Annotated in this window: 12 protein-coding genes; 7 read left to right on the forward strand and 5 right to left on the reverse strand. The window is 39.8% G+C overall.

All coding sequences use genetic code 11. The features are described 5' to 3' along the window. The first annotated feature begins 146 nt into the window (after window positions 1–146). The gene (locus tag ACKTT2_RS49710) at window positions 147–1,121 is read left to right on the forward strand and encodes an aldo/keto reductase (protein ID WP_407900527.1); all 975 of its coding nucleotides are present in this window, start codon (window positions 147–149) and stop codon (window positions 1,119–1,121) included. Between the two features lie 127 nt (window positions 1,122–1,248). Here the strand turns inward: ACKTT2_RS49710 and ACKTT2_RS49715 are convergent, their stop codons facing one another. Continuing rightward, complete coding sequence (locus ACKTT2_RS49715) at window positions 1,249–1,455, reverse strand: hypothetical protein (RefSeq protein ID WP_407900528.1); 207 nt, start codon at window positions 1,453–1,455, stop codon at window positions 1,249–1,251. A 25-nt stretch (window positions 1,456–1,480) separates the two neighbouring features. Beyond that, window positions 1,481–1,618 carry a hypothetical protein gene (locus tag ACKTT2_RS49720; protein ID WP_407900529.1) on the reverse strand — a complete coding sequence of 46 codons (138 nt, stop codon included), beginning with the start codon at window positions 1,616–1,618 and terminating at the stop codon, window positions 1,481–1,483. Window positions 1,619–1,972: 354 nt separating this feature from the next. Here ACKTT2_RS49720 and ACKTT2_RS49725 point away from each other — a divergent pair, with 354 nt between their 5' ends. From ACKTT2_RS49725 to ACKTT2_RS49735, 3 genes are all read left to right on the forward strand, one after another. Continuing rightward, window positions 1,973–3,499: a phytoene desaturase family protein gene (locus ACKTT2_RS49725; protein WP_407900530.1), complete on the forward strand. Its 1,527-nt coding sequence runs from the start codon at window positions 1,973–1,975 to the stop codon at window positions 3,497–3,499. A 148-nt stretch (window positions 3,500–3,647) separates the two neighbouring features. Then, window positions 3,648–4,871 carry an FAD-dependent oxidoreductase gene (locus ACKTT2_RS49730; protein ID WP_407900531.1) on the forward strand — a complete coding sequence of 408 codons (1,224 nt, stop codon included), beginning with the start codon at window positions 3,648–3,650 and terminating at the stop codon, window positions 4,869–4,871. Window positions 4,872–5,102: 231 nt separating this feature from the next. After that, a complete protein-coding gene (locus tag ACKTT2_RS49735) occupies window positions 5,103–5,726 on the forward strand; it encodes a glutathione S-transferase family protein (protein WP_407900532.1) in 624 nt (207 codons plus the stop codon). On the opposite strand, the gene ACKTT2_RS49740 is transcribed toward ACKTT2_RS49735, so the two are convergent. After that, the gene (locus ACKTT2_RS49740; RefSeq protein WP_407900533.1) at window positions 5,723–8,236 is read right to left on the reverse strand and encodes a metallophosphoesterase family protein; all 2,514 of its coding nucleotides are present in this window, start codon (window positions 8,234–8,236) and stop codon (window positions 5,723–5,725) included. The genes ACKTT2_RS49735 and ACKTT2_RS49740 overlap by 4 nt on opposite strands. 148 nt (window positions 8,237–8,384) lie before the next feature. On the opposite strand from ACKTT2_RS49740, the gene ACKTT2_RS49745 reads away from it, so the two are divergent. Together ACKTT2_RS49745 and ACKTT2_RS49750 are read left to right on the forward strand one after the other, a co-directional pair. Continuing rightward, window positions 8,385–9,602: a S8 family peptidase gene (locus ACKTT2_RS49745; protein ID WP_407900534.1), complete on the forward strand. Its 1,218-nt coding sequence runs from the start codon at window positions 8,385–8,387 to the stop codon at window positions 9,600–9,602. Window positions 9,603–9,848: 246 nt separating this feature from the next. Further along, entirely contained in the window at window positions 9,849–10,067 is a 219-nt protein-coding gene (locus ACKTT2_RS49750) for a hypothetical protein (RefSeq protein ID WP_407900535.1), read from the forward strand. A 49-nt stretch (window positions 10,068–10,116) separates the two neighbouring features. Here the strand turns inward: ACKTT2_RS49750 and ACKTT2_RS49755 are convergent, their stop codons facing one another. Next, window positions 10,117–11,001, reverse strand: a complete 885-nt coding sequence (locus ACKTT2_RS49755) for an alpha/beta fold hydrolase (RefSeq protein WP_407900536.1) — start codon at window positions 10,999–11,001, stop codon at window positions 10,117–10,119. Between the two features lie 168 nt (window positions 11,002–11,169). Between ACKTT2_RS49755 and ACKTT2_RS49760 the strand changes: the two genes are divergently transcribed. After that, window positions 11,170–11,364, forward strand: coding sequence for a hypothetical protein (locus ACKTT2_RS49760; protein WP_407900537.1), 195 nt, complete (start codon window positions 11,170–11,172; stop codon window positions 11,362–11,364). Window positions 11,365–11,383: 19 nt separating this feature from the next. Here ACKTT2_RS49760 and ACKTT2_RS49765 read toward each other — a convergent pair whose 3' ends face one another. Continuing rightward, on the reverse strand, window positions 11,384–12,580 hold the full coding sequence (locus ACKTT2_RS49765) for an acyl-CoA dehydrogenase family protein (RefSeq protein ID WP_407900538.1): 1,197 nt from the start codon (window positions 12,578–12,580) through the stop codon (window positions 11,384–11,386). Window positions 12,581–12,918 lie beyond the last annotated feature (338 nt).

The following is a 12,918-nucleotide window of genomic DNA, read 5'->3' on the forward strand; positions in this document are numbered from 1 at the left end:
GACGCATACATTGAGTTAATTGTGCCAATTTTGGCTTTTGACTAGAGAATAAATAGCGGATATGTCATATTATGAATGCCGATCTTCTTGACTAGGTTGTCTTACGATGAACTTTTGAAGAAGCTTCTGTAAAGGACAAGTATAAAATGACGCATAACCTCCCCCTTCCAACTATGGGTTGTGGAACTTGGGCATGGGGCAACCGCTTGCTCTGGGGCTACGATGAAAGTATGGATAGCCAGTTACAAAACGTTTTTGACCTTTGCGTAAGTTGTGGCGTGACTTTATTTGATACGGGAGACTCTTACGGAACGGGGAGATTAAACGGGCGAAGCGAGCAACTCTTGGGACGGTTTTCTCAGGAATATATGGGTTCAAACCAAAATGATATTTGCATTGCCACAAAGCTTGCTGCTTATCCTTGGAGGTTGACACGACAATCAATGGTGTCTGCTTGTAAGTCCTCAGCTCAACGTTTGGGAAGAAATGTAGATTTAGTACAAATGCATTGGTCTACGGCAAATTATGCTCCTTGGCAAGAGGGCGCACTTTTAGATGGTCTTGCCGATCTTTACGAACAAGGGCTGGTCAAAGGAGTGGGTTTATCGAATTATGGACCAAAACGGCTCCGATGGGTGTATAAAAAATTTTCAGAGCGAGGAGTGCCAATCTCAACTTTACAAGTTCAGTATTCGCTGTTGTCTACCTATCCGGTAACGCAATTGGGGTTGAAACAGACGTGTGATGAGCTTGGAATTAAATTGATTGCCTACAGCCCTTTGGGATTGGGGTTATTGACAGGAAAATATTCGGAAAAAGGTTCTTTTCCTAAAGGTCTTCGTGGTTTATTATTTAGGCAGTTATTACCAGGAATTCGTCCATTGTTGGCGTGTTTGCGAGAGATAGCGGAAGCAAAAAACAAGACTATATCGCAAGTGGCAATCAATTGGTGTATTAGTAAGGGAACTATTCCGATCCCAGGAGCAAAATCTGTGGAGCAAGCAAGGGAAAATATTGGCGCTTTGGGTTGGCAGTTGAATGCTGGCGAGGTTGCAGAGTTGGATAATGCGGCGGGAAGTTCTAGTAAAAAAATGGTACAGAATATTTTTCAGACGAAGTAAAATTTGAGGTTTTAGTTCTGTTTCTACCCCACCCTAACCCTCCCCTTGTAAAGGGGAGGGAATTAGAAATTCGATTTGGACAAGGGAGAAAACTAGAAATTCAATCTCCCCCCTTTCCAAGGGGGGACTAAGGGGGGTAAATTTGACTTTTAGATGTGTTACGATCGCTCTGTAAATTGCGTTCTAGGACTTCTCGAACCGTTTTATAAGCCTCGTTAAATGTCCGAAAAGATTCTTGCGAAATTTGTTCTTCAACCAAAGCTTTTGCAGCTTTCATAAAAATCTCATCAAGTTGCTGTTGTGCGTTTGCCAAGTTTTCTGGCTCTAGATTCATAATGGAAACCGCTTCTTTGATGTACTCATCTGGCTTCTACAACTCGTGCGATCGCCTGAGAGAGAATGTAACTTTCACTACTTGAAAAACTTGTGGCAAGCGTTAAGTGATGCACTTTAATTTTAAAGAAAATGAGACCGCTAAAGATCCAAGTTAGAAACATTACAGCAGCTAAGCTTAATAACCCAAGTATCAACAACCCAAATTTTGTAGGTGAGTTGAAGCTCGAAGGGAAACGTAAAAAAGAGATCGCCATTATGAATAACAAAATAGTTATGTCACTATGTAAATTTATATGCTTGCACGAGCAGAAAAATTTAACAATTTCTTCTCTCAAAAGACAGAGGCAATGTTTAGTTATAAAACTTATGTTGGAAAAAAGATAAGTAGCCAGGTGGGACTAAATCGAACTGCGTAACAGAATGTAAATCAGTCTGAAATCCTTGCTAAGGAAGAATGATGAGTAACCAATAACGATCCTCACCACCCCAATGAGGGTATCCAAACGGAGGTTAAGATGAAACCGGATTACTTGATTGTAGGCAGTGGCTTGTCGGCATTAGTATTTGGATCTCTCATGGCAAAATCCGGGAAGAGAGTTCAAATTTTGGAAGCCCATGAATATCCTGGAGGTTTCGGTCACACCTTTACGTTGGCAAAAAAGTATAAATTCAATGCCCAACTCCATTATGTTTGGGATTGCGGTGAAGGGCATACGGTAGATCGGGTTTTGAAAAAACTGAACTTAGATAAAGAAGTGACATTCGATCGCTACGATCCTAACGGTTTCGATCGCATGAGAATGCCAGACTACTCGTTAGACATTCCCTCAGAATCCGCAGAGTTAATCCGGCGACTGTCCAATCTCTTTCCTCAGAATGCCTCACAGATTCGGAAATTTGTTCTTGAGGTACAAAAGACTAGCGAGGGGCTGAAGAGATTAGCACCCCCAATCGATCCTGCTGAATTATTCAAACATTTTGGTGAAGTGTCATGTGCTCTTACGTATCTCAACAGTACGCTTCAAGAAGTTTTCGACAAGTTCAAACTGCCTAAAGAAGCCCAAACACTTTTAGCACTGCAATGGCCTGATTTTTTGTTACCTCCAGAAAAACTCTCATTTTACGCTTGGACGATCTTATTCACAGGATATCAAGAAGGTGCTTTTTATCCCACACAGCATTTTGAGCATGTCATCAACTCATTAGTCAAAGTCATAGAGGAGAATGGAGGCGAAATTCTTCTCAATCAGGAAGTCACGGATTTTGCGATCGCAGACAAAACTATAACAGGAGTTAAAGCACGCGATCGCATCACCCATAAAAGCCGTGAATTTACTGGAGAAAACATTATCTGCAATATAGATCCTCAAAAAGCTGCTCAGATGATAGGAGTAGAAAACTTCTCCAAGACAGTCCGCAAGAAACTTAATTACGAGTATTCCCCCTCTAACTATATGGTCTACTGCGTTGTCAAAGATATCGATCTTAGAGACTATGGATTCGGGAAATGGAATACCTTCCATACAGAGCATCGGGATTTGAATGAAGCATTTTATCAAATGTATGAAAAGCATGACTTCTCAAAACCAAGTTTTGCCATCACAACACCTACATTAATGACCGAAGCTCAGAGCGACTGTCCAGAAGGATGTCAAATTATCGAATTCTTGACCGTTGCCAATTACGATTACTTTAAAAAACTCCAAGAAACCGATAAAAAGGCGTATAGACAAAAAAAAGAAGAAATCCTGAACTCCATCTTAGAAATAGTCGAAAAAAAATATATTCCAAATTTCAGAAAATATATTGTCTTTAAAATTACTGGCAGCCCAACAACAAACGAAAGATTTTGTTGGTGTCCAAAAGGAAATTCCTATGGCTCCAACCTCACACCCCGCAATATGGGAATTGGCAGATTAAACTACAAAACATCCTTAAAAAACTTCTACTTTTGTAATGCCTCATCCGGTTATCCAGGCTTTGCCCCCACCTTTTGGACAGGAGCATCTCTATATCAAACATTATCAAAAGAGACAATTTAATAAAACTCCCCTTCCTCCTTAAATCTTTGCAACTAGTCCAATATAACATTACACAGTTTACTAACCTCTCAATTTATCCGCGTCCATCAGCGTTCATCTGCGGTTAATTATTTCTTATCTCAATCTAAAAGGGTGTAAATAATGACATATGAAAATAGCAATTATAGGTAGCGGCGCAAGTGGTATGGTCACTGCATACCTACTCAACAAAAAAGGTCATCACATTACAGTCTTTGAAAAACAACCCATATTAGGCGGACATATTCGGACATTAAATAAAAACGTCCAACCCAATCACTCCCATTGCAAACAGCTTTTAGAAGGAGGAGTACTCGAATTTCCTTGTGTATTTCACAACTTCCTCAAATTAATGCAAGAACTAGAAGTAGAACTAGAACCAGTCAATATGGGTTCAGCACTCTTTTTAAAAGATGGTCGTCACTTTCTTTCAGAGTTAGTCATTCAAAAAAACTTTACAGGAATTCAGCGTGCCATTGAGTCTCTCAAGCTGAAAACGTTCTATGCCTGTTCCTTTGAATTATCGTTAAAGATGTACCTTATCCAAATACAGGAACTGTACAATCAGTCAATGTCTCAATTTTTGAAACGTCAGTGCGTTCAGAACTGGTGGCTAAAATTGCTCACTATGTATAGTTACTCAATGCCATTTAATGCCATCGATAATTTCCCAGCAGAACTAGCAATTCCTACGCTACGAGAATATGTCTTTGTAGACTGGGTAAGAATTAAAGGAGGCGTCTATTCCTATATTGAAAAAATTCTGGAACGTTTCAAGGGTGATATCTTAGTTAATGCTGAAATTAGGGAAATTTTTAGACAACCTAACTCTGTAAAAATTGGTTTATCCAATGGTGTAAAGTATCTGTTTGACAAAGTAGTTTTTGCCACACCTCCCGACCAGGTAATAAAATTATTATGTAATCCAACAGATGAAGAAATTAAACGATTTTCTCCTTGGCAGAAAAACCTAGCAAAAACGGTCATACATACAGATACTTCAATGTACGCCAGACATGGTATTAAACAATCTTCAGAATTTGATTTTTTCCAAACTGATGATGGATGGGGATATAATGCTTGTCTCAACCAGCTTTGTGGAATATCATCATCTCTTCAATACAGTTTGGCTTTTAATCTGAATGATGCGATCGCTAAAGACAAAATTCTTCATATTCAGGAACACCACACCCCTTTATACACTGTCAATTCTTTTAAATACAGAAACGAAGTTGTTATGACTAATGGAGAAAATAACACCTACCATGTAGGAGCTTATCTTGGAGATGGGTTGCATGAAGGAGCGATCTTATCCGCAATTCGAGTTGCTCAATTAATTGAGAAATCATCCTAATGAGCTATAATTGTAATACTCTATTTCTCACTTTCTAATTCACATTACTTGAGCATTCTAAAATGTCATAAATTCTCAAGGGAACACTTTTGTTAACATTTGTACCAACTTGAGAACTCTTAATAATTTGCGATCGCTCAGATTACGGAACAGAGATAAGTTGTCAAAAACTTTGTTTTAAGAATAAAATATATTCTGGGGTCAAAGTGGAAATCTATCAATTTTAAAAAGATGAAACTATATTATATTCCCACAACAAGAGCAGTTCGTCCTCAATGGCTCTTAGAAGAAATGGGTATTTCCTACGAACTGGTTAATGTCAGTATGGAGATGACAAAGCAACCAGAATATCAAAAGCTACATCCTCATGGGAAAGTTCCTGTTTTGATAGATGGAGAAGTGACAATCTTTGAGTCTGCTGCTATTTGTGCTTATCTTACCGATAAATATCCTACTTTTAGATTGGCTCCTTCTCCAGACAGTCCCCACCGAGCTTATTATTTCCAATGGTTATTTTATGCGAGTGTGACTCTCGAACCTCCCGTAGAGCATTTTATGTTCGATGCCTTACCGCACTTACCAGAAAAATTACTACCAGAAAAAGTGCGGTTTGGAACTTCATCTGATGAATCTCGACAATGGTTCGATCGCGTTACCCAACCTTTAAGAGAAGCATTAGCTAATAACAACTACTTAGTAGCCAACCAATTTAGCACAGCCGATATCGTCACTGGAGGAGTTCTGCTATGGGCTGAGAAGTTAGGAATGCTTGCCACAGACGATCCTCTCACTCAATATGTCAATCGCTTGATACAGAGACCAGCCTTCGTAAGAGCTAACGAACGAATTCGTTAAAATTCTACTTCCTTTAGCAATTCATCCATTGGGTAATGTGGATCGGCAAAATTGAGGGATACTTCACACCGAGTTAATGGAAAGGGTTCTAACAACTTATCTTTTTCCCAACTCTCCAATCGCCACCATAAAGTTTGTACTGCAACTTCTTTACCCTCAACAAACTCAAAAGTAATTTCACCAAGATTATTTAAACCTACTATTTCTTTACCTGTTGTTTTATTAGACGTGTAATCTCGGTAATTTTTTGCCATTGCTAAATATTTTTCTAAAGGTTCCTTACGATTTTGACCTGGTAGAGGAGCTTTGACAGAATAGGGTATGGTAATATGTGAGTCTTGTGGTTCGTTTATACCCTCTAAATCAGCAGACAAAAAATCAATCCGATACCACCATTCAGGTTTTTTGTCAATTTGTAGCGCTCGCAAGAAACTTCGCTCGTTAACTAAATTCAATTTAGCAGGGCTACCTTGGAGTACTAAGGGCAAACATTGAACTGTCTGTTCAACACTTTGGTCAATGAAAGTATAGACATCTCCTACTTTGAAACTCTTTTGCTCTGGATTTTCCCATCCCAAAACCTCTACTGTTGGAAGAGCGTTTGTTATGGCAAAAGGAACAAAGCCTTGAGTATGTAATGAATGGCTACCGCCAAATCCTTGGGCTTCGTTCTTTAAGGAACTGCTGGTAAATTGGGCAATAATTGTTTTTAAAGATGGGTTGTTAGGAGACGAGCTATGGCGTGTCTCTATATTATCATGGTAAGAACTTTGGAAGGGATGAGTTGCAGCATATTGCAATCGAGCGGCAAAACTATAATGAACGTCACCTGATAGGATGATGACACGATTTTTTTGTTCTGGTGAAGCTCTTAATGCGAGTCTTGCTAGTAGTCGCTCAATTGCTGTTTCTTCTAATCCCCAAGCTTCTGGATCGAAACCCCATGCACAAGCCCCTAATTTTTCTGCCATGTTTTTGGCTATCTTTTGTACGGTTTCTAGAAAAGGTAAGCCAATAACTGGGCTTGGCGATACTACTATTGTTATCTTTATATCTTTTGAACAAGCTATTTTTGATATTTGTTCATCGCAACCTTCTGCACTTAAAAGTGCAGGAAAATCAAAGTCTTTGTCACCAGGAAAACCACGCCAAGTGCGCGTGTCCAAAACTAGAATTTCAAAATTTGGACCAGTTACGGTATAGTGCCACTTAAGAGAATTTTCTTTATGTGGCAATCGTCTAGGTTGAGTTTCTCTAATTTCTTCAAGGGTAGGAATACCAAGACATTTTGCTATTTCCTGTTCGTAGTGTGGATTTGTTCCACAAGAATCTGACCACGCTTGTGTTGCCTTCAGCAATATTTCACCCGGTTGGTTACTTTCAAATTGCTCTGGTGTATTTCCCCATCCTTGACATAAAGCATATGCAAGCAATCCGTTTTGCAAAACTCGTTTGCCTAATGGTTGTTGGAGAACGCGATCGCACCAAGCTATATTCAGAAACCAGTCATCGGTCATTTCATGGTCGTCAAATATCATGTAAGTTGGAACATTCGCCAAAGCACGTCTAATATCTTTTAGCGTTGAATTAAATCCTTGTAATGCGTGCAGTTCCTCTTCAAATAGAGTGGTTCTCTTACCATCTTTCGACATATTAGGATATACGTCTTGAAATTCTGGTAAATTTTCTGGTTTTGACCACAGGACATCACTCCAGGCAAATAAATACATTGCTACAAATTCACCTAATGCAAATAAATGACTTTTCGCAATGTTAGAAATTCTATTCATTTTGCCAAGACTAGCTGTTAGTCCAGCCGTATGCGTTGCTATCTCATTGCGTTGACCGGGGTTTAACTCTTTAGGATGACTAACATCTGGAAGTGGTTCAGTCCAACCTAAAAGAGTTTGGGTTGCATCCAAAAGCATGAAAAGTAAAGTATCTGTAACATCATCTACATAAATTTGATCGCCTGTCAAGAAAAGTTGTGATGGTCGTTTTTTGGGGCTTTCTTCTAATGCTTCTCTAATGATTTTGTCTAAGGTTGCTAGTGCATCTAGGCTTTCTCCATGAGGTTTGCGACACGAACCATGAATGATGCGTAAATCGTTTATATCGTTTGGTACGAGTGCAAAACTTGGCAATATATATTGAGGATATGTAATGTCTTGGATAGAGCCATCCAAACTGAGTATACCTGGTTGATTGAGTGTTTCTTCATCCCCAAAATCTAGCTCGTATAAATAAATTTCTCCATAGGAAAGTAAATTTGGTGATGAAGTCTTAGCGGTGACAGCAACTATATGTAAATGCGTTCCCAGACGAATACTTTTTCGACTGCCTGTCAATAATAATTTATGACAAGTATTAAAGATTTTTAAAGTTATAGTCCGGCTCTCTTTCAACGCCACCCATACAGTTACAGAATGTGTATCAGTTCTTCTGAGAATAGGTCCGGCAAGAACAAGAGATAAGTTGTTTATCCGTTCCTTCAAAGGTATCCATGCCATGGAGCTTTTTTAATTACAAGAGGAAATCTTAGTTTTCGCAATTAAATTATAAGAGAAAAATAGATTTAAAAAAGTTTTTAGATTTTAGCTGTTCCATAACAGGCAGCATGGTGTAATGTTCAACAGACACTCACTAAGGATCGCTACTATGGAACAAGATCGACTTATTATTCTCCGGAACACCAGTCGTGTAGATTTAAGCGATCTATTTTCAGGGCGATCGCGTTCGATACAATCGGTTCGACCATCGGAAGGCATCAACCTTCGCCTTGATGTAGAATCCCTCGACAAGCACGATCTCTTTGAAGTGCGCCGAGACCCTGAAGTTGTGAGTATTGCGCCACCCATGCCAATTGCCCTTATCAAACCAGTTGCTAGCCAACAGAGAGAAGCCTCTCCGGAAACTAATGTGACTTGGGGGGTCAGTGTTACTAGAGCCGCAGAAAGCCCATTCACTGGCAAAGGTGTAACAGTGGCAGTTCTCGATAGTGGAATTGATGGCGAACATGAAGCTTTCCGAGGAATTCAACTCATACAACGCGATTTTACTGGTGAAGGAAACGGTGACAATTACGGTCATGGCACGCATTGTGCTGGAACTCTCTTCGGTCAGTCGATCGACGGCTTGCGTTATAGCATAGCTCCGGGCATTCAACGTGCATTAATTGGTAAAGTCTTAGATGGGGTAGGTAGAGGCACAACTGCAGGTATATATCAAGCATTGTTGTGGGCAATTAACGAAAACGCCCATGTTATTTCTTTATCCCTTGGCTTAGATTTCCCTGGATATGTAGACAAATTAGTGACTGAAAAAGAATATCCTACAGACTTAGCAACATCGAAAGCGTTAGAGGCTTATCGAGCAAATATCCGTTTATTTGAAAGTTTGGCAGAATTAACCCGTGCGAGAGGGAATATTTTTCAACAAGGATCTGTTGTTATTGCAGCCGCAGGTAACGAAAGTAAGCGAGACATTAAGCCTGATTATGAACTGGCTGTCACTCCACCAGCTGCTGCAGATGGAATCATTTCTGTAGGAGCACTCCGCACTTCTGGCGAACCACATAATGCTTTAACAGTTGCTGATTTTTCCAACACTGGTGTTAATATCTCGGCTCCTGGAGTGGACATTTATTCTGCAGCAGTTGGCGGTGGTTATATTGACATGAGTGGAACGAGCATGGCAACTCCCCATGTTGCAGGAGTCGCCGCACTTTGGGCAGAAAAAATCTTGGCTGAAACCAGAACTCTCAGTTCAATCGAATTAAGTGCTAGATTGATTGGTCAAGCAACAAAATCTCGCATAGCAGCTGGTGTCGATCCCCTAGATATTGGTGCGGGGCTTATACAGGCACCTTTGAGTTAGGGGATTGGCGATTGGGCATTGGTCAGGTGGTCACTGGTCAGGTGGTCACTGGTCAGGTGGTCACTGGTTCCCAATCCCCAATTTGAACACATATTAAGATTTCTTTTCAAGACGTAACAACCTATAAACCTTTGTAAATCTTAAGATTTTCTTAAAAATTTAGGGCTAGTATTATTTTTATGTGTTCATCAGTACTACTATGCTGATGGTCATAACATATTCAGTTGCTATGGGGTTAGTTCATTTATGAGATCTTCTACACTACGTCAGCTATGGTCTGTCATTGAGGAAACTCAAACCAGCATTCTTTTGAATTTTAGCGATACGGAGCTGATTCAGCAATTGCTGAAGCAACTCCAAAACCAGAAACTTTTGAGTGGAGAGGAACTCAACACGATAAACGTTTACTTAAGTTCCAGAATTCCCTTGATTCGAGACATAGCTTCAGCACGTCTAGCATCATAGCATAACCTTAATTTTAGGTCTTATGTGTCAGTATATCTAATCATTTCAGCTACAAGTATTTTTGGAGTAAGCCGATCGCTATTTCTGGTACTTCTAGATGAGGCAAAATTCCGGCATCTGGGATCGCATGAAATCCCTGAATTGCAGTAGGGTTTAACTTGACCAAACGCTCTCCCAACTTAATGTTTGTAAATTGCGCTTCTTGTCCCCAAAAAACAACTGTTGGAATAGTCAGTTGTTGAATATACAAACTCAAGTCAAAGTATAAATCCCCACGTAAAAATGCTAATGCTGCAAACCTAGCATTCGGCTGTTGTGCAGAGGCTAAGTAAGCTTGTACCATTTCTTGAGAAACACGTTGCGGATTTGCAAAGAGAAAGCTTTGTAAAAAATTGCGTACAGCCAACTCATTCTCTGCACCTAAAATGTATATCAGACGATCTAACAAAGGTGTATTGACGATCTGCATAGGAAGCCTGCGTCCTGCACCTTGTCCAAAATCATCGAATCCTGATGGGCATACTAAATACAGTGCTTTAAATAAAAAAGGTTGGGCAATGGCAAGACGTATTGTTAAAGCTGCTGTTAATGAAGATGCGATCGCTGTCACGGGTGTGGGACAAGTTTGTCTAATAAACTCAGCTAAAATTGTCAGGTAGTCTTTAACTTGATAATCCCGCACGGGATGAGCAGATTCACCCCAACCAATTAAGTCAGGAGCAAATATATGGTGTGTCGCTGCAAATGCTGGGTAAACTTTAGACCATTCGTATGCAGAAGCCCCTCCACCAAAATTGTGCAGAAACAGAAGGGTTGGTAAATCTTGACTCTTAGACATTGTCCAGGGTACAGCCGTTTGGGTGTAGTAAACCATAAACCCCAAGGATGTGTTAATGACTTTCTGCCCAAAACCAGGGGGTTGAAATTGAAGCATAAATTAATACCGCATAATTCGTAAGTTTGCGATCGCAAATTCTTTCTAAATATTAAGCACGGATTGCAGAATAGAAAAGATTCAGAGGGTAGTTTCTTGTAGTGTAAAACGTACCCTATTATAACTTAATTGGGGAATAATAAATATATAGAGTTAAAAGTACCGATTATGTCCTCAACAACCTCTGCTTGTAATGCAGTGACCTTGAACCAACAACAGGAGCAAAATATTCACTATTACAAGCAATGCGCTGATGCTTTACCTCACAACGGCAAATGCAAGTCAAAAACTTGTAATGTTACCGTTGTGGAAAATGGTAGAGCGATCGTGAAATCAGCACCAGCCAAACCTGAAGAAGATTAAAACCTCTGCTTTTAGAGGATTACAAAAAATTTACTAAACCGAGGCGCAAGACTTCTCGCGTGAAATCGCACGAGTATCCAATAGTAGCGTCAGCCAGAAACTTACCCGTAAGAGCATCTTTTGTGACTCCATAGCCCCCAAGAATTTCAATGGCTGTTTGGGCATTTTTAATGGCTACATCTACAGCAAAGGTTTTGGCAGCAGGAGCCTTAATTGTTGCCGCTAGTTGAGGATTTGTATCTGCTGTATGTGCTGCATCCCACACCATTAATCGTGCAGCTTGGGTGTTCACCATCATATCAGCAAGTTTTAATGCAACTGCTTGATGTTGAATAATGGGGCGTCCCCAACTCACTCGATGCTTGGCATAATTTAAAGCGTACTCATAGGTAGCGCGAGCCAAACCTACATAGGAAGCAGCTAGTCCAATAGCGACTTCAGGAAGTAACATGAGCAGTTTAGCAGCTTCTCCCTCATTCCCAATCAAATTTTCTACAGGAACTCGAACGTTATCTAACAAAATTTCAGCATGATGGGAAGGCTTCCAACCAATCATCTCCGTTCTTTTGCCAAACTTTAAACCAGGTGTGTCTGCAGGAACATAAAATATGGACAAACTTTCATGTAATGGTTTGTCTAAAGCTGTACGAGTAATGATGAAGTAAGCATCAGCAATGCCAGCATTTGTCACTAATGAAGACTTTTTCCCGTTGAGAATATATCCGTCACCTTCCCGTTGAGCAAAGGTTTTCATCCCAATTGTGGGGTCTGGTATGGGACAAAACAAATCTGATGTTGCTACGTTTGGTTCGCTTTCTGCCGCACTGAATAAATGAGGTTCTCCAGATTGTACAAAAGAGAGTATTCGCTTTTGCTGTTCGCTTGTTGCAGCTCTTGTGACAAAAAGCGACATAGCAGCAGTCAGGTTAAAGTAGCTAGAGGCAATGCTAACGTCTTCAGCACCTATTTCTTCTAAAATTAATGCTAAATCTACGCATTTTCTACCCATACCACCATATTCTTGCTGTAGCAGTAGAGATGTAAATCCTAGATCGAATCCCTTCTGGAAGACTCGTTTACAGAAATCCCAAGGTTCAATGGAGCGATCGCTAGACTCTTCGATTATCCGAACAATAGGCTTGACTTCGGTTTGAGCAAAGTCCCGCGCTATTGACTGCAACGTCTGCTGTTCTTGTGTCAGGGTGAAGTCAATCATGGTTTATCTTTGTACTTACATTTAGATATTTTTTCTAGAGGAGCACTACTGTAGTGTTCAAACTCCTTATTGAAAAATATACATTCTTGTTGCCTGTTTGGTTACTGCCATCTAAGTATAAAATTTAACTAAAATCTTAAAAAGAATAGAGCTTTGGTTTTGCTTAAAGAAGAAAAAATATTATTTGGTAAGTCTTTCAGCTTCAACAGACCTAACAAAGCTGTTAGTAGTATGAAAAAAAGATGTCAAAATTGTATATAAAAAAGTCAATTGTTTGAATACATGATAATAATGCTACCACTTTCGTGAAATAGCTTGTCAATTAGAGGTTTTAGCGT

It is taken from the genome of Scytonema hankhaensis NUACC26 (assembly GCF_045865695.1).
Taxonomy (GTDB): domain Bacteria; phylum Cyanobacteriota; class Cyanobacteriia; order Cyanobacteriales; family Nostocaceae; genus Scytonema.